We start from the raw sequence: 19,542 nt of genomic DNA, 5'->3' as shown, positions 1-19,542 counted from the left end.
CGCATCATGGATTTCCACCAGTTGACCCTGAGCCAGGCCGCCGCCGACCTCCGCGCCGGAAAAGGCGCGAGCACATCACTCACGACGGAAGCTCTCACCCGTGCCAAGGCCCATGCCGATCTCAACGCCTTCGTGACTCTGGACGAGGCTGGCGCGCTGAAGGCCGCCGCCGCATTCGACGCGAGCGGCGACACCAGCAAGCCGCTCGGCGGCGTTCCCATCGTGATCAAGGACAATATCGAGGTTGCCGGACTTCCGTGCAGCGCCGGCACACCCGCGCTGAAGGACTACATTCCGAAGTCAGACGCGCCCGTGGTCGCCAGGCTGCGCGCCGCAGGCGCGGTCATCATCGGCAAGACCAGCATGCACGAGCTCGCTTTCGGGGTCTCCGGCTACAACACCGCGTTCAAGACCGGCGTGGAGTACGGTGTGCGAAACGCCTATGACCGCTCGCTGATCGCCGGCGGGTCCTCGTCCGGGACCGGCGCTGCGATCGGTGCGCGGATCGTTGCGGGCGGGCTCGGCACCGACACGGGCGGATCGGTCCGGGTGCCCGGCGCGCTGAATGGATGCGCCTCGCTGCGCCCGACGGTCGGTCGTTATCCGCAGCAAGGCATCGCGCCGATCTCGCACACCCGCGACACCGCAGGCCCGATGGCCGCGACCATGGCGGATGTTGCACTGCTCGACCGCGTCGTCGCCGGCGGCGACGACATCACACCGGCGGATCTGAAGCAGGTCCGCATCGGCATCGTGGGGACGATGCTGACCAATCTCGATGCCGACACCGAAGCCGCCTTCCACGCGGCGATCGCGGCCATGAAGGCGCGGGGCGTCACCATCGTCGAGATCGCGATGCCGCAGCTCGCCGAGCTCAACGGCCAGGTCAGCTTTCCCGTCGCGCTGTACGAGGCCTATGACGATCTGGCCGCCTATCTCGAGCATACCGGCACCGGCCTCAGCATCGAGGCGCTGGCGAAGGACATCTCCAGCGCCGACGTCAAGGGCATCTATGATGGCTTCGTGATCCCGCGCAAACTGCCGGCTCCCGATGGCACGCTGCTCGACGCCAAGCCGCTCTATGACGCCGCGATCAAAACCGGGCGGCCGGCACTTCAGGCGCTCTACAGCGGCACGTTTGCCGGCAACAGGCTGGACGCCATCGCCTTCCCGACCACGACGCGCGTGGCGATTGCCTCCAATCCCGACTCCAGCAGCTTGGAAAATTTCGGCCTGATCATCCAGAACACCGATCCCGGCAGCAATGCCGGCATTCCCGGTATCCAGATTCCGGTCGCGCTGGGCGCCACGAGCAAATTGCCTGTCGGTCTCGAGCTGGACGGCCCGGCAGGCAGCGATCGCCGGCTGCTCGCGATCGGCGTCGCGCTCGATGCCGTGTTCGGGCGGCTGCCGCCGCCGCGCTGACGCTATCGTAGGGTGGGCAAAGCGAAGCGTGCCCACGGCTTCCTTCGAATTCACGAAGAGATGGTGGGCACGGCACTTCGCGCCTTTGCCCACCCTACGGTTCTGCCGACGCGGCGCCGTCACGCATACGGATTGACCAGCTTCTGCTGCTCGGCGCTGTGGTGCACGAGCAGGTCGATGAAGGTCCTGACCTTGGCCGACAGATGATGCCGGTGCGGATAGACCGCGTTCATCGACAGCTCGACCGGTCGATATTCCGGCAACAACCGGATGAGCCGGCCGGCGTCGAGATCGTCCTGGACGAGAAACCCCGCCATCAGGCAGACGGCAGCTCCCTCCAGCGCCACCCTGCGCAGCGCTTCCCCGCTATTGGTGACGAAGCTGCCGGAGATGCGCACCGAGGCCGGCGCGCCCTTGCGATCGAAGAAGCGCCACTCGTCGCCGAACGGATAGTTCAGGTGACGGCCGCAATTATGCGCGGTCAGCTCCTCGAGCCGCTGCACCCGGCCGTGCTTCTCGAGATAGTCGTGGGAGCAACACAGCACGTGACGCCAGGTGGCAAGGCTCCGCACGATCAGGCTTGAATCGGGCGGGGGGGGTCATGCGCAGGGCGACATCGTAGCCTTCCTCGATGAGATCGACATCGGCCTCGCCCATGCGCAGATCGATCTTGAGCTCCGAATAGACCGACAGCAGCTTCGCCACCACGGGCGCGACGAACGGCACCATGTGGGTCGCAACGTGGATACGCAGCGTGCCGCGGGGCACCGATTGCAGTTCGCCCGCGATGTCGTCGGCCTGTTCGATATCGGCGAGGATCTGCACGCAGCGGTCGTAATAGGCCTTGCCGATCTCGGTGAGGTTGACCTTGCGCGTGGTGCGGTGAAGCAGCCTCACCCCGAGCCGGTCTTCCAGCGCCTGAACGTGATTGCTCACCATGGTGGTCGACATGTTGAGCTTACGGGCGGCTGCGGAGAAGCCGCCGGTCTCCACCACCCGGCTGAACACTTCGAGGCTCGTCAATCGATCCATGGCCGCCGATTATCCCATCTCGATCGATAATCGGAAGGAATTCACCCCGATTATCTCATCCGATCATACACACGCCCTCACCCGCTCGCAGATCCGTGCGGGCGCGATGGGTTAGCAGCAATCGCGCGACGGACGCGGCAATCGCTCTGGGGCAGTCGCCGGCCTGCTTCGGTAGATCATCACCAGCCAGGACGACGGTGCGGACTATCCACCTCCGATGGATAATCCTTCCCGAATTTCGCAAATTATCATCAGAGCCGGAACGAACGATAGTCTCACGGAGCCGACAGGAGACTGCTATGTCCGAGATGCCCCGCACCGAGAATTTCGAGCAAGCGACTGAAATCGTTCATGATTACGCCAAGAAGCCGCGGGCTATGCCGGCCCGGAACCTGGTCCGGCGCGCGGCATTGGCTCTCGCGCTGCTCGCAGGCACGGCGGCGGTCGCCTATTATGGCCACGACTACTGGACCAACGGCCGCTACCTCGAATCCACCGACGACGCCTATGTGAAGGCCGACTCCACGATCATCGCGCCGAAGGTCTCCGGCTATATCGCCAAGGTGCTGGTCGGCGACAATGAGCGGGTCAAGGCCGGCCAATTGCTGGCGAAGATCGACGACCGCGACTTCAGGGCGGCGCTGAACCAGGCGAGAGCCGACGTCGCCGCCGGCGAAGCCTCGGTGCGCAACATCGATGCGCAGCTCGAGCTGCAGCAGCCGGTCATCGAGCAGAGCACCGCCGATGTCGCCGCCGCCGACGCCAATCTGAAGTTCGCGCAGGAGGAGCGCGCCCGCTACGACGACCTCATGAAGTCGGGCTCCGGCACGATCCAGCGCGCGCAGCAGACCGATGCGGCGCTGCGCGCCAGCAACGCGCAATTGCAGCACGCCAAATCGGGCCTCGTCGCCGCGCAGCGCAAGGTCGACGTCCTCACCACCCAGCGCGCTCAGGCCGCGGCGCAGCTCGACCGCGCCCGCGCGGTCGCGCAGCAGGCCGGGTTGAATTTGTCCGTATGACCGAGGTCACCGCGCCTGTCGACGGCACCGTCGGCGCGCGCAGCCTGCGCGTCGGCCAGTTCGTGCAGGCCGGCACGCAGTTGATGGCGGTGGTGCCGCTCGACGCGGTCTATGTGGTCGCGAACTTCAAGGAGACCCAGCTCACGCATGTGCGCCCCGGCCAGCCGGTCGAGCTCCGCGTCGACAGTTTCCGCAACCAGACCCTGCACGGTCATGTCGACAGCCTGTCGCCGGCGAGCGGTTTGGAATTCGCGCTGCTGCCGCCTGACAACGCCACCGGCAACTTCACCAAGATCGTGCAGCGCGTGCCGGTGAAGATCGTGCTCGACGACCACAGCCTGACCGGACTGCTCCGGCCCGGCATGTCGGCGGTGCCGACCGTCGACACCAAGCAGACGGTGCTGGCCGAGCGCAATACGGCCAGGCATCTCGCCAACAACGCGCCTCGCCCGAACGGCAGCTGAGGTGGGTTGATCGGCAGGACTATCAATTCCTGCCGGACGATGCTTCCCCAACTTCCTCGATTATCGAAACCAATCGCCTGACGCATCCTGTCTCCATACCCGAGACGAGGCTTCCATGAGCACGCTCCAACCCGCCCTCAACGCCGCCTCCGCTGCCGGCATCCCCGCTCCGGCTGCGCCTGCCGCACCAGTCATTTCCGCAAAAACCTGGATCGCGGTGATCGGCGCCACGCTCGGCGCTTTCATGGCGGTGCTGAACATCCAGATCGTCAACGCTTCGCTGGCGGACATCCAGGGCGCGATCGGCGCCGGCATCGATGACGGCGGCTGGATCTCGACCTCCTATCTGATCGCCGAGATCGTGGTGATCCCGCTGTCGGGATGGCTCGCGCAAGTGTTCTCGATCCGGATCTACCTGCTCACCAACGCGGTGCTGTTCCTGGCGCTGTCGGCGGCTTGCGCGCTGGCGCAGGACCTGCCGCAGATGATCGTGCTGCGCGCCGTGCAGGGCTTTACCGGCGGCGTGCTGATCCCGATGGCGTTCACGCTGATCATCACGCTGCTGCCGCGCGCAAAGCAGCCCGTCGGCCTTGCCATGTTCGCGCTGTCGGCGACGTTCGCCCCCGCGATCGGCCCGACCATCGGCGGCTATCTCACCGAGAATCTCGGCTGGCAGTACATCTTCTACGTCAACCTCGTGCCCGGCGCGATCATGGTCGCCATGCTCTGGTATGCGCTCGAGGCCAAGCCGATGAAGCTGGCGCTGCTTCGCGAGGGCGACTGGGCCGGCATTATCACCATGGCGATCGGCCTGTCCGCGCTGCAGACCGTGCTGGAGGAAGGCAACAAGGACGATTGGTTCGGATCGCCCTTCATCGTCAAGCTCAGCGTGATCGCAGCCGTGGCACTGACCGCGTTCCTGATCATCGAGCTCACCGTGAAGAAGCCGCTGCTCAATCTGCGCCTGCTCGCGCGCCGCAATTTCGGCTTCGGCATGCTGGCGAATTTCCTGCTCGGCATCGCGCTCTACGGCTCGGTGTTCATCATGCCGCAATATCTGGCGCGCATCCAGGGCTACAATGCCGAGCAGATCGGCTTCGTGCTGGCCTGGACCGGCTTGCCGCAGCTCCTGCTGATCCCGCTGGTGCCGCGCCTGATGCAGAAGTTCGACGCGCGGATCATCATCGGCATCGGCTTCGTGCTGTTCGCTGCGTCGAACTTCATGAACATCTATATGACCAACGACTATGCCGCCGACCAGCTGCTGTGGCCGAACGTCGTTCGCGCCATCGGCCAGGCGCTGGTGATGGCGCCGCTGTCGGCGGTCGCGACGGCGGGCATCGAGGCGGAGAACGCCGGCTCGGCCTCCGGCCTGTTCAACATGATGCGCAATCTCGGCGGCGCCGTCGGCATCGCGCTGCTCCAGACCGTGCTGACCAAGCGCGAGCAGTATCACTCCAACGTGCTGATGCAGTCGGTCTCGATGTTCGAGCAGGCGACGCGGACGCGGCTGGAACAGCTCACGCAGTATTTCGTCAATCACGGCGTCCTCGACCGTGCGGATGCCGCGCATCGTGCCTATGTCGCGATCGGCCATACCGTGCAGAAGCAGGCCTTTATTCTCGCCTTCAGCGACACCTTCTATCTGCTCGGCATGGCGCTGATCGTCGCGCTCGCCGCCGTCCTGTTCCTGAAGAAGGCCGGCCAGACCTCGGCCGGCGGCGCTCACTGACCTCAATCCAGCAAGCAAGGAGAACGACCATGAAACCCCGCATGAACTTCTACCAGGCCGCCCCCGAGACGATGAAAGCGCTGATGGCGCTGGAGGAACAGATCCAGTCGACGGGCCTCGAGAAATCGCTGATCGAGCTCGTCAAGATCCGGGCCTCGCAGATCAACGGCTGCGCCTTCTGCATCAACATGCACACCGAAGACGCCCGCAAGCGTGGCGAGACCGAGCAGCGCATCTATCTGCTCAACGCCTGGCGGGAGTCCCCGCTCTACAGCGACCGCGAGCGCGCCGCGCTGGCCTGGACTGAAGCCGTGACGCTGATCTCCGAGACGCACGCGCCTGACGAGACTTACGATCAGGTCCGCGCGCAATTCTCCGACGCGGAGACGGTGAACCTGACCATGCTGATCGGCGCCATCAACGCCTGGAATAGGCTGGCAATCGCGTTCCGCGCGGTGCACCCGGTGAAGGTGAAGGCGTCGGTGGCGTAGGCCACAAGGACAAATCTCGTAGGGTGGGCAAAGGCGCACTTGCGCCGTGCCCACGCCTTCTCACGCATCCGCGGGAATGGTGGGCACGCTTCGCTTTGCCACCCTACGATAGCTACGATAGCGGAGTATGCGGCCTAAACCGCCGTCGCCTTGGCGAACTCCACATAGATCTCGCGCAACCGCGTGGCCATCGGGCCGGGCTTGCCGTCACCGACCTTCTTGCCGTCGATGGCGACGACCGGCTGCACGAACAGCGAAGCCGACGTCGCGAACGCCTCCTTCGCGGCCAGCGCCTCTTCCACCGTGAACGACCGCTCCTCGACGCGGAGCTGGCGCTCCTCGGCGAGTGCGACGACCGCCTTGCGGGTGCAGCCCGGCAGGATGGCGTTGGAGTTCTTGCGGGTGACGATGACGTCGTCCTTGGTGAGGATGAACGCCGATGACGAGCCGCCTTCGGTGACGTAGCCGTCCTGCAGCATCCAGGCTTCGCCGGCACCGGCTTCGGCCGCGGCCTGCTTCGCCAGCACCTGCGCCAGCAGCGCCACGCTCTTGATGTCGCGGCGCTCCCAGCGGATGTCGGGCACCGTGATCACGTTGATGCCGGTCTTGGCCGAGGCGGCGTTGATGATGTCCTTCTCGGAGGTGAACATCACCAGGCTCGACTTGACGTCGCCCTTCGGAAAGGCGAAGTCGCGGCCCTTGTCGGCGCCGCGCGTGACCTGGAGGTAGACGAGGCCGTTCTCGACCTTGTTGCGCGCGATCAGCTCCTTCTGCAGCTCGGTGATGCGCTCGACGGTCTCCGGAAGCTTCAGCTTGATCTCGCCGACCGACCGCTCCAGCCGCGCCAGATGCGAGGCGTTGTCCACCAGCTTGCCGTCGAGCACCGCCGAGACCTCGTAGATGCCGTCGGCAAACAGGAAGCCGCGATCGAGGATCGAGACCTTGGCGTCCGAGAGCGGGACGAATGAACCGTTGACGTAGGCGATCGAGTCCAAGGCGGGTCTCCTGGCGGGAAAGGGGGATTTGGCGCGCTTATAACCGAAATGGTGGCGCCAATCACCCTCGTTTCGTCATTCCGGGGCATTCGCAAAGCGAATGAGCCCGGAATCCATAACCACCATCGGGAGTATGGATCCCGGGCTCGCGCTACGCGCGCCCCGGGATGACGGCGAATTCAATTCTGGCGCGTCCCGGAATGACGGAGACCTTAGTGCGACAAAATCTTCGACAAGAACTTCTGCGCACGGTCGCTGCGCGGCTTGCCGAAGAAGTCGTCCTTCGGAGCGTCCTCGACGATCTCGCCGCGGTCCATGAAGATGACGCGGTTGGCGACCTTGCGGGCAAAGCCCATTTCGTGGGTCACGACCATCATGGTCATGCCTTCGCGAGCGAGGTCGACCATGACGTCGAGCACCTCGCTGACCATCTCGGGATCGAGCGCCGAGGTCGGCTCGTCGAACAGCATCACGATCGGGTCCATGGCAAGCGCACGCGCGATGGCGACGCGCTGCTGCTGGCCGCCGGAGAGCTGCGCCGGAAATTTCTGCGCCTGCTCCTTCAACCCGACGCGCTCCAAGAGCTGCATGCCCTTCGTCACCGCCTTGTCGTGCGACCGGCCGAGCACCTTCTCCTGCGAGAGGCAGAGATTGTCGATGATCTTCAGGTGCGGGAACAATTCGAAGTGCTGGAACACCATGCCGACGCGCGAGCGCAGCTTCGGCAAATTTGTCTTGGGATCGTTGACCTTGGTGCCGTCGACCAGGATGTCGCCGCTCTGGAACGGCTCCAGCGCATTGACGCATTTGATCAGGGTCGACTTGCCCGAGCCCGAAGGGCCGCAGACCACGACGACCTCGCCCTTGGTCACATTGGTGGTGCAGTCGGTCAGCACCTGGAAGGTCGGGCTGTACCATTTGTTGACGTGGCTGATTTCGATCATGATCGATGCGCTCTAGCGAATGATGGCGATGCGCGCCTGGAGGCGGCGAACGCCGAAGGACGCGATACAGGAGATGGTGAAGTAGACGACGGCTGCGAACAGGTACATTTCGACGAGGCGGCCGTCGCGCTGTGCGACCTTGCTCGCCGCGCCCAGGAAGTCCGTGATCGACAGGACGTAGACCAGCGAGGTGTCCTGGAACAGCACGATGGTCTGAGTGATCAGGACCGGCAGCATGTTGCGGAACGCCTGCGGCAGCACGACGTAGCGCATGGTCTGGGCGTAGGTCAGCCCCAGCGCGCTGGCTGCGGCCGGCTGCCCGCGCGAGATCGACTGGATGCCGGCGCGCATGATCTCGGAGAAGTACGCGGCCTCGAACATGATGAAGGTGATGAGCGAGGATGCGAACGCGCCGACGCTGATCGGGCGCGAGGCGCCTGTCAGCCACTGCCCGATATAGGGCACCAGGAAGTAGAACCAGAAGATCACCAGCACCAGCGGCAGCGAGCGCATGAAGTCGACATAGATGCCGGCGATGCGGCCGAGCAGCTTGAGGCCGGACAGGCGCATCAGGGCGAGCGCCGTGCCGAACACCAGGCCGCCGAACGCGGCGAGCGCGGTCAGCGTCAGCGTGAAGGTCATGCCCTCGTAGAACAGATAGGGCAGCGCGCGGCGGATGACGTCGAAATCGAAATTGCCGAGCATCGCTTATTTCCCCGTGATGTAGCCGGGGATCGCGACCCAGCGCTCGAGGAAGCGCATTCCGGTCACGACGACGGCGTTGACGAGGAGATAGAGGATGGTCGCGGCGGTGAAGGCCTCGAACACCTGGAACGAGAATTCCTGCATCGAGCGTGCCTGGCCGGTCAGCTCCAGCAGGCCGATGGTGATCGCGACCGCCGTGTTCTTGATGGTGTTGAGGAACTCGGAGGTCAGCGGCGGCAGGATGATGCGGAACGCCATCGGCAGCAGCACGTAGCGATAGCCCTGCACCGTGGTCAGGCCCAGCGCAGTCGCCGCCATCTTCTGCCCGCGCGGCAGCGAGCCGATGCCGGCCTGCAGCTGAACGGCGACGCGCGCCGACATGAACAGTCCGATGCCGATCGCCGCCGTCCAGAACGGCGCGTTCGGCAGTTGCTTCAGCCAGAGGCCCGCGGCCTTCGGCAGGATTTCCGGCAGCACGAAGAACCACAGGAACAGCTGCACCAGCAGCGGCATGTTGCGGAAGAATTCGACGTAGCAGAAGCCGAACCAGTAGGCGCCCTTCGAGGGCAGCGTGCGCATGACGCCGACGATCGAGCCGGTGATCAGCGCGATGATCCAGGCCAGCACCGCGGTCTCCAGGGTCAGCACCAGTCCCGACAGCAGCATGTCGAGATAGGTGCCAGTCCCCATCGGGTTCGGCTGGAAGAAGATTCCCCAGTTCCAGTTGTAGTTCACGTGTCCCCCGCGCGAACGCGCCAGTCAGAAATGTCCCGGCGCCTATGCAAATGTCCGGCCACTTCCCTCCAGAACGGCCGGCATGTCTTCCCTCTCCCCGCTTGCGGGGAGAGGGAAGCAGCATCTTACTTGTAGTCGTCCGGGTTCGGCGAGTCCGAAGGCTTGGCGAACTCGTTCTTCAGCTCGGAGGAGATCGGCGTGTTGAGGTTCAGGCCCTTCGGCGGGATCTTGGCCGTGAACCACTTGTCGTAGATCTTCTGGCCTTCGCCGGAGGTGTAGAGCGCAGCCGTCGCCGCATCGACCACCTTCTTGAACGGGGCGTCATCCTTGCGCAGCATGATGCCGTAGGGCTCGGGCTTGGAGAACGCGTCCTTGGAGATGGTGTAGTCGTCCGGTGTCTTCGAGCCGGCGACGAGGCTCGCGAGCAGGATGTCGTCCATGACGAAGGCGACCGCGCGGTCGGTCTCGACCATCAGGAAGGCTTCGGCGTGATCCTTGGCCGGGATGATGTTGGCGCCGAGCTTCTTCTCGACGTTGGCCTCGGTGAGCTGCTTGATGTTGGTGGTGCCGGCGGTCGACACCACGGTCTTGCCCTTGAGGTCGTCGATCGACTTCAGGCCGCTCGACTTCTTGAAGACGTAGCGGCTGGCGGTCAGGAAGTGGGTGTTGGTGAAGGCAACCTGCTTCTGGCGCTCGGCGTTGTTCGTGGTCGAACCGCATTCGAGGTCGATGGTGCCGTTGGCCATCAGCGGAATACGGGTCGCCGACGTGACCGGGTTGAGCTTGACTTCGAGCTTGTCGAGCTTGAGCTCCTTCTTCACGGCATCGACGATCTTGTAGCAGATGTCCATCGCGAACCCGACGGGCTTCTGGTTGTCGTCGAGATAGGAGAACGGGATCGAGGAGTCGCGGAAGCCCAGCGTGATGGCGCCGGTGTCCTTGATGTTCTTCAGTGTGCCGGTCAGCTCCTGGGCCCCGGCCTGGCTGACGGCGAAGGTCGCGGCGAGCGCGAGCCCGATGCTACGGAAATGTTTCACTTTTTTCTTCCCCTTTCAGGATGATGCGGGCGGGATGCAAGCACAAAACGGACCGGAATAGAATGTGACTTTTGGCTGGACCGGAGGCTCAGGTTAACGGCTTTGGCAATTCCCCGAGATCCCAGAACAGCCCGGCCATCACCGTCAAGGCCTCCTCGGTCAATGGCAGCAGGATGTGCTCGTTGGGCGCATGCTGGGAGCAGCCGGGATAGGAGTGCGGGACCCAGATCGTCGGCAGTCCCAAAATCTCGGAAAACACGTCATTGGGCAGCGAGCCGCCGAAATTCGGCAGCACCGCCGGCGGCTTGCCCGTGGTCTCTTTCACCGAATCCGCCGCCCATTTGATCCAGGGACTGTCGAAATCGGTGCGCGAGGCGGCAAAGCTCTGCGCCGCCCGCACCTCGACCATCGGAAAGCCGTTCTGAACCAGATGCGCGCGGATGGCCTCGATCAGGCCGTTGACCTCAGTGCCGACGACGAAACGCAGTTGCAGCACGGCATTGGCATGGCCGGGAATGGCATTGGCCGGCTTCTCGATATTGCCCGATGACATCGCCAGCACTTCGAGCGTGTTCCAGGCGTAGAGCCGCTCGGCCGCCGACAGGCCCTCCTCGCCCCAGTTCTCTGCCAGCGCCGGCTCGTCCGCTGTCGGGACCACCTGCACGTCGGCGAGATAGGAGCGGATCTGGTTGCTGAGCCGCGGCGGCTTCAGCGCCTCGAGCTGGAGACGGCCATAGCCGTCGACCAACGTCGAAATGGCATTGACCAGGATGGTCGCGGGGTTGGCGAGCACGCCGCCCCAATTGCCGGAATGATGGCCGCCGTCGCGCAAATTCACATCAAGATGGATGCGGATGCCGCCGCGGCAGCCCAGGAACAGCGTCGGACGGTCGGCCGACAGGCGCGGTCCGTCGGAGGCCATGAACAGATCGGCCTTCAGCGCGTCGCGGTTGAGATCGCAGACCTTGCCGAGATCAGGCGAGCCGATCTCCTCACCCATCTCGACGATGAACTTGGCGTTGAAGCCGAGCTTGCCGCCGCGGGCCGCGCGCACGGCGCGGAGCGCGGCCATGTTGATGCTGTGCTGGCCCTTGTTGTCGGCGGTGCCGCGGCCGTAGAGCCGCGTGCCCGCAACTGTCGTGCGCCAGGGATCGCGGCCGTCGCGCCACTCGCCTTCCATGCCGTCGACGACGTCGCCATGGCCATAGACCAGCACGGTCGGCGCGGAGGCGCTCTCGTGATGCTCGGCGAACAGGAACGGCGCCTTGCCGCTCGGGGATTCGACGATGCGGCTGGTGAAATCGAGCACGGCGAATGCCGGCTGCATCTCCTGTTCCAGATAGGCACGCAGTTCCGCGCCGCGCGACGGATTCTGGCTTTCGGTCCGATAGGCGACGCGGCGGTCGAGCTCGGCGAGAAATGCGCCGGACTGGAAATCCTCACGGGCGCGGGCGATGGCGTCGGCTCTGGTCATGACTTGTTTTCGGGGCTTTGAGACGAAGGACCCTATCCGAGGCAGGGTGCCCTTCGAAAGTGGCGGGGACTTGGGCAGTTCTTGTAGTTCGCTTGTACTTCTCTTCGGGTTTCGTTCTTGCTCGCTTGAGATTGGCTTGCCAGCCGCTGATTTTGGCCTTGCCAAGGGCAAACGATATGCAAGAACGTCGCCAGATTGGGGCGCACGTCTATCATTCGAAGAGCGCTCAGTACAGGGCGCCAGGGGACCAGCATGGCCAAAGAGATCAGGCTCAATGCCTTTGCGATGAATTGCGTCGCACACCAGTCACCGGGCCTGTGGACCCATCCGCGCGACCGCACCGCCGAATATAACCGCCTGCCCTACTGGATCGACCTCGCCAAAACGCTGGAACGCGGCCGTTTCGACGGGCTGTTCCTGGCCGACGTGCTCGGGGTCTATGACGTCTATGGCAACAGCCCTGACGCGGCCTTGCGCAATGCAGCACAGACGCCGTCGAACGAGCCGCTGCTGCTGCTCTCGGCGATGGCGGCGGTGACGAAAAATCTCGGCTTCGGCGTCACCAGCAATCTCTCGTTCGAGCCGCCCTACCCGTTCGCGCGGCGGATGTCGACGCTCGATCACCTCACCGAGGGACGGATCGGCTGGAACGTCGTCACCGGCTATCTCGACAGCGCCGCGCGCGGCGCCGGCAAGGACAAGCAGGCCGGTCACGACGACCGCTACGACATCGCCGACGAATATATGGAGGTCGTCTACAAGCTCTGGGAAGGCAGCTGGGAGGATGACGCCGTGCTGCGCGACCGGGCGCGCGGCATCTTCACCGATCCCAGCAAGGTCCATCGCATCAACCACGAGAGCGCGAACTACCGCATCAACAACACCATCCACCTCAGCGAGCCGTCGCCACAGCGCACGCCGGTGCTGTACCAGGCCGGCACCTCGCCGCGGGGGCGGCAATTCGCGGCCAAGCACGCCGAATGCGTGTTCATGTCGGGACCGTCGGCCAAGATCATCGCGCCGCGCGTCTCCGCGATCCGCCAGGAGGCAGCCGCGCTCGGCCGCAATCCGGCGGAGATCCTGATGTTCAACATGATGACGATCATTCTCGGCAACACCGAAGCTGAAGCCGCAGCGAAATATGCCGACTACCGCTCGCACATCAATCCGGAAGGCGCTCTCGCCCTGATGTCCGGATGGACCGGCATCGACTTCTCCGGCTACGAGCTCGATCAGCAGGTGCGTCACGTGCAGAACGACGCCGGCCGTAGCGCGCTGGACAACGTCACCCGCGGCGATCCGGACCGGGTCTGGACGGTGCGCGACGTCATCGAGCATGTCGGCATCGGCGGCGCGGGCCCGGTCGTGGTCGGCACGCCCGAAAGCGTCGCCGACAAGATCGAGGATTGGTTCGAGAAGACCGACGTCGATGGCCTCAACGTCGCCTTTGCGATCTCGCCCGGCGATTTCGAGGACATCGCCGATATGCTGGTGCCGGAGCTGACCAAGCGCGGGCGGTACAAGAGCGAATATGCGAAAGGCACGCTGCGGGAGAAGCTGTTCGGCGATGGCCGTGCAAGGCTCGGCGCACCGCATCCGGCGGCGGGGTATCGGGTGGGGAAGGAGGCAGGCTAGCGCCCCACGCTTTAAGTTCCGTCATCCTGAGGTGCGAGACCGGCGGTGCAAGCACCGCCGGACGAGCCTCGAAGGATGAACGGCCGAGATGCAGCCGGGCCGTCGCCCTTCGAGGCCTCCGCTTCGCTCCGGCGCCTCAGGGTGACGGTGATGAGGCAGAGGATGCTGTCGCTGCATCTTTCTTGCCCTACACCTTCCCGTCCACCATCACCTCGATCAGCTTCGTCCCTGGCCGATTGAACGCCGACGCCAGCGTCGCTTTCAGCTCGCGCGGATCGCTGATCCTGATCGCCTCGCAGCCCAGCGCTTTCGCGACACCGGCGAAATCGACGGGCGGATCGGCAAAGTCCATGCCGACGTAATTGTCGTCGCCATGGAAGGCGAGCAGGCGCTGCTTGATGATGCGGTAACCGCCATTGTTGGCGATGACGACGTTGAGCGGCAGCTTGTGATGCGCCGCGGTCCACAGCGACTGGATCGAATACATCGCGCTGCCATCGCCGGAGAAGCACACGACCGGGCGATCCGGGTTGGCGATGCTGGCGCCGACGGACGCCGGCAGGCCCCAGCCGATGCCGCCGGAGGCAAGGCCGTGATAGCCATAGCGGTCGCGATGCGGACGCAGGTTCGTGATCTGGCGGCTGGAGGTGAGGCCTTCGTCGACCAGGATCGCGTGATCGGGCATGGCCTCGACCATCTGCAGCACCAGATAGTCCGGATCGATGGGGTTGCGGCCCGCACTCTTGCCGATCTGCTCGACCAACGCGGCGCGGCGCGCGGTCCAGTTCTTTGGTGCCAGTTCAGCGAGACGCTCCCTGGCGCGGTTTGCGAGCGCCGCGCCGCCCATGTCTTTCAGCATCGGGATCAGCGCGCGCAGCGTTTCCTTGACGTCCGCCTTCAGCGCGATCTCGGCGCCGTAATTCTTGGCGATCTCCCAATCGACGAGGCCAATCTGCACGATGCCGAGGCCATCAGGCAGCGCGTCGACCTCGCTATAGACCGACATCCGCAAGGGATCGCCGCCGAGCGCGACCAGCAGATCGTGCGGCGCCAGCGTATCGCGTGCGACTTTCTGCACGCGCGCGAGCGTGCCGACAAAGCTCGGGCTCTCCGACAGGAAGTGCGCACCATAGGGCGTCGATGACTGGTAGGCAGCGGCGCCGAGCAATTCGGCGAGCTCTGCGGCTTCCTTCAGCGCATCGCTCTTGACCACCTCGTCCATGGTGACGATCACGGGGCGCTCGGCCTTGAGCAATCGCGCGGCGAAGGCCCGGAGCGCCTCGTCCGACGGTTTTGTGCGCGCGTCGATGCGGGTGGAGCGGCCGAGATCGATGCCGGCCTCACTGTTGAGGATGTCGCCGGGCAGCGAGATGAACACCGGCCCGGTCGGCGGTGTCATCGCAACCTTGGCCGCGCGGCGCACGATGCGCGGCAGATCCTCCAGCCGCGTCACCTCGACTGCCCATTTCACGAGCGGCTCGGCCATCCGCACCAAGGGACCGTACAGCACCGGCTCCATCAGGCCGTGGCCCTGCTCCTGCTGGCCCGCGGTCAGGATCATCGGCGTACCCGTGAACTGGGCGTTGTAGAGCGAGCCCATCGCGTTGCCGAGGCCGGGCGCGACATGGACGTTGCAGGCAACCAGCTTGCCCGAGGCGCGGCTGTAGCCGTCGGCAATCGCGACCACCAGGCTCTCCTGCATCGCCATCACATAGGTGAGGTCAGGATGGTCCTTCAGCGCGTGCATGATCGGCAGCTCGGTGGTCCCGGGATTGCCGAACAGATGGGTGATGCCTTCGTCCTTGAGCAGCGCGAGAAAGGCGGAGCGGCCGGTGATCTTGTTCTTCATGTTTCCTCCGTGCCGCGGACGTTGCTGCGGCCGGTCGCATGATGGCCGAACTCGGAGGCGACGCGCAATGGAGTGTCCTCATGGCTGCCTTGCGCGGGCGCGCGTAAGCTGGGAACATGGATCGACCCAGGCGTCAGCCCGCAAGGGGAAGCACAATGGCGTATGACGAAGAGACTGCGGCACGGGTGCGCAGATTGCTGGCCGGCCAGCGCCACGTGGCGGAAAAGAAGATGATGGGCGGCCTCTGCTTCATGGTCGATAACACCATGTGCTGCACCATCAGCGGCCGCGGCGGAATGATGATCCGCGTCGGCCCCGAGGCGCATGCGCGCATGCTGGAAGAGCCGCACACGACACCGATGGAGATGCGCGGGCGCATCATGAGGGGATTTGTGCGCGTCGCGCCGGAAGGCTACCAAAGCGGCGCCGATCTGAAGCGATGGGTCAAGCGCGGGCTCGACTTCGTAGCGGCGACGCCCAAGGAAACCAAATCGAAGAAGGCCGCGCCGCGCAAGGCAGCTGCCAGGACAATCGCGAAGACAATCGCCAAGACAACCGCCAAGCCAAAGACTAAAACTGCTCCTCGCGGCCAAGCTCGAACGGGTCCTCGCCGCTAGCGCGCTTCTTCTTTTTCGAGCGCTGCCAGACCACGCCGGGAAAGCCTTTCAGCGGCACCAGGGGCTCGCCGGTATAGGCCCACTCCTGCAGCTCCTCGATCGCGATGTGGTAGAGCGGCTGGCGACCGGTGCGCTCCGTAAACAGCGCGCGGGGGATGTTGACCATGTGGGGCCCGCGCGGACGCTCATAGGCGATCGGCGTGCCGCAATGCGAGCAGAAGCTGCGCGCGGTCTTGGTGGCCTTGTCCTCGTAACGGGTCAGCGCGGTCTTGCCTGACGTGATGCGGAAGCGCTTCTTCCAGCTGCCGACATAGGTGGCGTAGGCCGCACCATGCGCGCGGCGGCTTGCCGCGGAATGGTCGTGCCAGGCCCAGCGCGCGGGAACGTCGATCTCGAAGGTGACCTTGCCGCAGAGGCATTGGCCGGTGGCGGTTCCTGCGGCGACTGCGGCTTTGGCCATGGTGTTTCCTGAACGTCGTTATGGAGACGACAATACACGATTGTCATTCCGGGGCGCGACGAAGTCGCGAGCCCGGAATCCATTGGACGGCAAGCCAGGACGTTAGATGGATTCTCAGATGCGCGATTGCGCATCATAGTTCGATGCTGCGCATCGCCCCGCAATGACGGATCAGGCCGGCGTCAGCTCGTCATAGACAGGGTAATCCGTATACCCCTTCTCCTCGCCGCCATAGAACGTCGCGCGGTTGTACGGCGTGATCGGGTAGTCGTGCGCAAGGCGGTGCGGCAGATCGGGATTGGAGATGAAGATGCGGCCGAAGGCAATGATGTCGGCGTGGCCGTCGGCGATCGCCGCGTTCGCGGTCTCGCCGGTGAAGCCGCCGGCGGTCATCAGCACGCCGCTGTAGTGCGGGCGGAACAGCACCATCGCGGAGGGCACGTTCTCCCAGTGCACGTCGGCGCGGCCGGCGCCGCTGGAGCGCGGCTCGATGAAGTGGAGGTAAGCGAGGCCGAGCTTGTCGAGCGCCTTAACCACATGGGTGTAGAGCGGCATCGGATCGGGCTCGCCGGAATCATTGGCGATGCCGTGCGGCGACAGCCGCACGCCGACGCGGTTGGCACCCCAGACGTCGATCGCGGCCTGCGTGACCTCGAGCAGAAGCCGCGCGCGGTTCTCGATTCCGCCGCCATATTGGTCGGTTCGCTGGTTGCTGCGCGATTGCAGGAATTGCTCGAGCAGGTAGCCGTTGGCGCCGTGGATCTCGACGCCGTCGAACCCGGCGGCGAGCGCGTTCTTGGCGCCCTGCCGGAAGGCCTCGACGATGTCCTTGACTTCGTCGGTCTCCAGCGCGCGCGGCGTCTCGTAGTCCGAAATCTTGCCGTCGGCGGTCATCGCCTTCATGCCTTCGGCCTTGATCGCAATCGCCGAAGCCGAGACCGGCAGCTCACCGCCATGGAAGGAGGAATGCGAGACGCGGCCGACATGCCAGAGCTGAAGAAAGATGATGCCGCCCTTGGCGTGCACGGTATCCGTCACCTTGCGCCAGCCGGCGATCTGCGCCTCCGTATAGATGCCGGGTGTGGCCGGATTACCGCGGCCGTGCGAAAGCACGGGAGAAGCCTCGGCGATGATCAGGCCGCCCTTTGTTGCACGCTGGCCGTAATATTCGGCGTTGAGCGGCCGCGGCGAAAAGCTCTCGCGCTCGGCGCGCATGCGCGTCAGCGGCGCCATCGCGACGCGATGTGCAAGCTTGTACGGACCGACCTGCAACGGTTTAAACAACGCCTCGAATTTCATGCTGGCCCCGAAATGGCTATGGAAGGACGTGGATCATATAGCGAGGGGCGGGACCCGGAAAAGGTGCCGCCCCTCTAAAAGCAGATATTCCCTCCCGCGGAACGCCGGGAGAGAACAGGTCTTACGCCGTCTTGATCCAGACGGCCTTCACGTTGAGATATTCCTCGACATGCTGCTTGCCGGACTCACGGCCGTAGCCGCTCATCTTGTAGCCGCCGAACGGCACGGCCGGGTCCATCGCCTGATAGCAGTTCACCCACACCGAGCCGGCGCGCAAGCTCTTCGCGACCGCATGGGCCTTGCTGACGTCGCGCGTCCACAGGCCGGAGCCGAGGCCGAACGTGGTGTTGTTGGCGCGCTTGACCAGCTCGTCCATGTCCTTGAACGCGATCGCGGAGATGACGGGGCCGAAGATCTCCTCCTGCGCGATGCGCATGTTGTCCTGAACGCCAGCGAACACCGTCGGCGAGACGAAGAAGCCCTTCGACAGCGCGCCTTCGGTGACGCGGCCGCCGCCGGCGAGCGCCTTCGCACCTTCCTTCTGGCCGATGTCGAGATAGCCGGTGACGCGCTCGAGCTGCTGCTCGGAGACCAGCGGGCCGATCTGGGTGTTGGGATCGAGCCCGTTGCCGACTTGGAGCTTCTTGCCGAACTCGGCGACGCGGCCGACGAACTCCTCGTAGATCGACTGCTCGACGAACAGGCGCGTGCCGGCGCTGCAGATCTGGCCGGAATTGGCGAACACCGCCATCGCGGCGCCGGGAACGGCGGCATCGAGATCGGCATCGGCGAACACGATGTCCGGCGACTTGCCGCCGAGCTCGAGCGAGACGCGCTTGAGGTTGCCGGCGGAGGCGCGGATGATCGACTGGCCCGTGACGTGCGAGCCGGTGAAGGCGACCTTGTCGACGTCAGGATGCGAGGCAAGCGCGGCGCCCGCGGTCTCGCCATAGCCGGGCACGACGTTGACGACGCCCGGCGGAATGCCGGCTTCCAGCGCGAGCTCGGCGATGCGCAGCGAGGTCAGCGGCGCTTCTTCCGCGGGCTTGAGCACCACGGTGCAGCCGGTCGCGATCGCCGGCCCGATCTTCCAGATCGTCGCGGTAAGCGGACCGTTCCAGGGAATGATCGCGCCGACGACGCCGATCGGCTCCTTCAGCGTATAGGAGAAGATCTCGCCGGGCAGCGAGTTCTCGATGGTCTCGCCATGGATCGCGGTGGTCTGGCCGGCATAGTAGCGCAGCATGCCGACAGCGCGCAGGCGATAGGCACGGGTGCGGCTGACCGGCGCGCCCATGTCGAGCGTGTCGAGCTGCGACAATTCGTCAAAGTTCTTCTCGACGAGATCGGCGAGCCTGAGCAGCAGGTTCTGCCGCTCGAACGGCTTGACCTTGCTCCAGGGACCTTCGAAGGCGCGGCGGGCAGCCGCGACCGCACGGTCGATGTCTTCCTTGTCGCCCTCCGCGACGGTTGCAAGCAGCTCGCCGGTGGCGGGATTGTGGGTCTCGAAGCGCTTGCCGGAAGCCGCATCGACCCACTTGCCGTCGATCAGCATCTGCTTGTAGGACCCGTTGGCGAACGGATGGCGCGTGATCGGAATAGCCTGCGACACAGCCATGGCTGCACTCC

15 protein-coding genes and 2 pseudogenes are annotated in these 19,542 nt (G+C 64.9%); 6 read left to right on the top strand and 11 right to left on the bottom strand.

Features of this window, described 5'->3' with window-relative positions:
- Positions 1-6: 6 nt before the first annotated feature.
- A complete protein-coding gene (iaaH, locus tag FOM02_RS15970; protein ID WP_027562978.1) occupies positions 7-1,425 on the top strand; it encodes an indoleacetamide hydrolase in 1,419 nt (472 codons plus the stop codon).
- A 119-nt stretch (positions 1,426-1,544) separates the two neighbouring features.
- Here iaaH and FOM02_RS15965 read toward each other — a convergent pair.
- Positions 1,545-2,457, bottom strand: a pseudogene (locus FOM02_RS15965) (LysR family transcriptional regulator).
- A gap of 299 nt (positions 2,458-2,756) precedes the next feature.
- On the opposite strand from FOM02_RS15965, the pseudogene FOM02_RS15960 reads away from it, so the two are divergent.
- The 3 genes and pseudogenes from FOM02_RS15960 (at position 2,757) to FOM02_RS15950 (ending at position 6,163) form a co-directional block, all read left to right on the top strand.
- Positions 2,757-3,940, top strand: a pseudogene (locus FOM02_RS15960) (HlyD family secretion protein).
- Between the two features lie 115 nt (positions 3,941-4,055).
- Complete coding sequence (locus tag FOM02_RS15955) at positions 4,056-5,672, top strand: MDR family MFS transporter (protein ID WP_027562975.1); 1,617 nt, start codon at positions 4,056-4,058, stop codon at positions 5,670-5,672.
- A gap of 29 nt (positions 5,673-5,701) precedes the next feature.
- The gene (locus FOM02_RS15950) at positions 5,702-6,163 is read left to right on the top strand and encodes a carboxymuconolactone decarboxylase family protein (protein WP_027562974.1); all 462 of its coding nucleotides are present in this window, start codon (positions 5,702-5,704) and stop codon (positions 6,161-6,163) included.
- Between the two features lie 134 nt (positions 6,164-6,297).
- Here the strand turns inward: FOM02_RS15950 and FOM02_RS15945 are convergent, their stop codons facing one another.
- The 6 genes from FOM02_RS15945 to FOM02_RS15920 form a co-directional block, all read right to left on the bottom strand.
- Positions 6,298-7,158, bottom strand: coding sequence for a D-amino-acid transaminase (locus FOM02_RS15945; protein ID WP_027562973.1), 861 nt, complete (start codon positions 7,156-7,158; stop codon positions 6,298-6,300).
- Between the two features lie 212 nt (positions 7,159-7,370).
- Positions 7,371-8,102, bottom strand: coding sequence for an amino acid ABC transporter ATP-binding protein (locus FOM02_RS15940; RefSeq protein WP_027562972.1), 732 nt, complete (start codon positions 8,100-8,102; stop codon positions 7,371-7,373).
- Between the two features lie 12 nt (positions 8,103-8,114).
- Positions 8,115-8,807 (bottom strand): amino acid ABC transporter permease, encoded by a 693-nt coding sequence (locus FOM02_RS15935; protein WP_027562971.1) that lies wholly within the window; start codon positions 8,805-8,807, stop codon positions 8,115-8,117.
- A gap of 3 nt (positions 8,808-8,810) precedes the next feature.
- Positions 8,811-9,542, bottom strand: coding sequence for an amino acid ABC transporter permease (locus FOM02_RS15930; RefSeq protein ID WP_027562970.1), 732 nt, complete (start codon positions 9,540-9,542; stop codon positions 8,811-8,813).
- 125 nt (positions 9,543-9,667) lie between these two features.
- Complete coding sequence (locus FOM02_RS15925; RefSeq protein ID WP_027562969.1) at positions 9,668-10,579, bottom strand: amino acid ABC transporter substrate-binding protein; 912 nt, start codon at positions 10,577-10,579, stop codon at positions 9,668-9,670.
- Between the two features lie 88 nt (positions 10,580-10,667).
- On the bottom strand, positions 10,668-12,053 hold the full coding sequence (locus FOM02_RS15920) for a M20 family metallopeptidase (protein ID WP_027562968.1): 1,386 nt from the start codon (positions 12,051-12,053) through the stop codon (positions 10,668-10,670).
- 252 nt (positions 12,054-12,305) lie between these two features.
- Here FOM02_RS15920 and FOM02_RS15915 point away from each other — a divergent pair, with 252 nt between their 5' ends.
- Positions 12,306-13,688, top strand: coding sequence for an LLM class flavin-dependent oxidoreductase (locus FOM02_RS15915; protein ID WP_027562967.1), 1,383 nt, complete (start codon positions 12,306-12,308; stop codon positions 13,686-13,688).
- 187 nt (positions 13,689-13,875) lie between these two features.
- Here FOM02_RS15915 and FOM02_RS15910 read toward each other — a convergent pair whose 3' ends face one another.
- Entirely contained in the window at positions 13,876-15,537 is a 1,662-nt protein-coding gene (locus FOM02_RS15910; RefSeq protein ID WP_027562966.1) for a thiamine pyrophosphate-binding protein, read from the bottom strand.
- Between the two features lie 155 nt (positions 15,538-15,692).
- On the opposite strand from FOM02_RS15910, the gene FOM02_RS15905 reads away from it, so the two are divergent.
- On the top strand, positions 15,693-16,154 hold the full coding sequence (locus FOM02_RS15905; protein WP_027562965.1) for a TfoX/Sxy family protein: 462 nt from the start codon (positions 15,693-15,695) through the stop codon (positions 16,152-16,154).
- On the opposite strand, the gene FOM02_RS15900 is transcribed toward FOM02_RS15905, so the two are convergent.
- From FOM02_RS15900 to FOM02_RS15890, 3 genes are all read right to left on the bottom strand, one after another.
- The gene (locus tag FOM02_RS15900) at positions 16,108-16,614 is read right to left on the bottom strand and encodes a GFA family protein (protein ID WP_027562964.1); all 507 of its coding nucleotides are present in this window, start codon (positions 16,612-16,614) and stop codon (positions 16,108-16,110) included. The genes FOM02_RS15905 and FOM02_RS15900 overlap by 47 nt on opposite strands.
- 171 nt (positions 16,615-16,785) lie before the next feature.
- Complete coding sequence (locus FOM02_RS15895) at positions 16,786-17,913, bottom strand: alkene reductase (protein WP_027562963.1); 1,128 nt, start codon at positions 17,911-17,913, stop codon at positions 16,786-16,788.
- Positions 17,914-18,034: 121 nt separating this feature from the next.
- The gene (locus FOM02_RS15890) at positions 18,035-19,531 is read right to left on the bottom strand and encodes an aldehyde dehydrogenase family protein (RefSeq protein WP_027562962.1); all 1,497 of its coding nucleotides are present in this window, start codon (positions 19,529-19,531) and stop codon (positions 18,035-18,037) included.
- Positions 19,532-19,542: the final 11 nt, after the last annotated feature.

The organism is Bradyrhizobium sp. SEMIA (assembly GCF_014844175.1).
Lineage (GTDB): Bacteria > Pseudomonadota > Alphaproteobacteria > Rhizobiales > Xanthobacteraceae > Bradyrhizobium > Bradyrhizobium arachidis.
The sequence above is the reverse complement of the archived record's forward strand: the minus strand, read 5'-3'. Positions and strand labels throughout refer to the sequence as shown.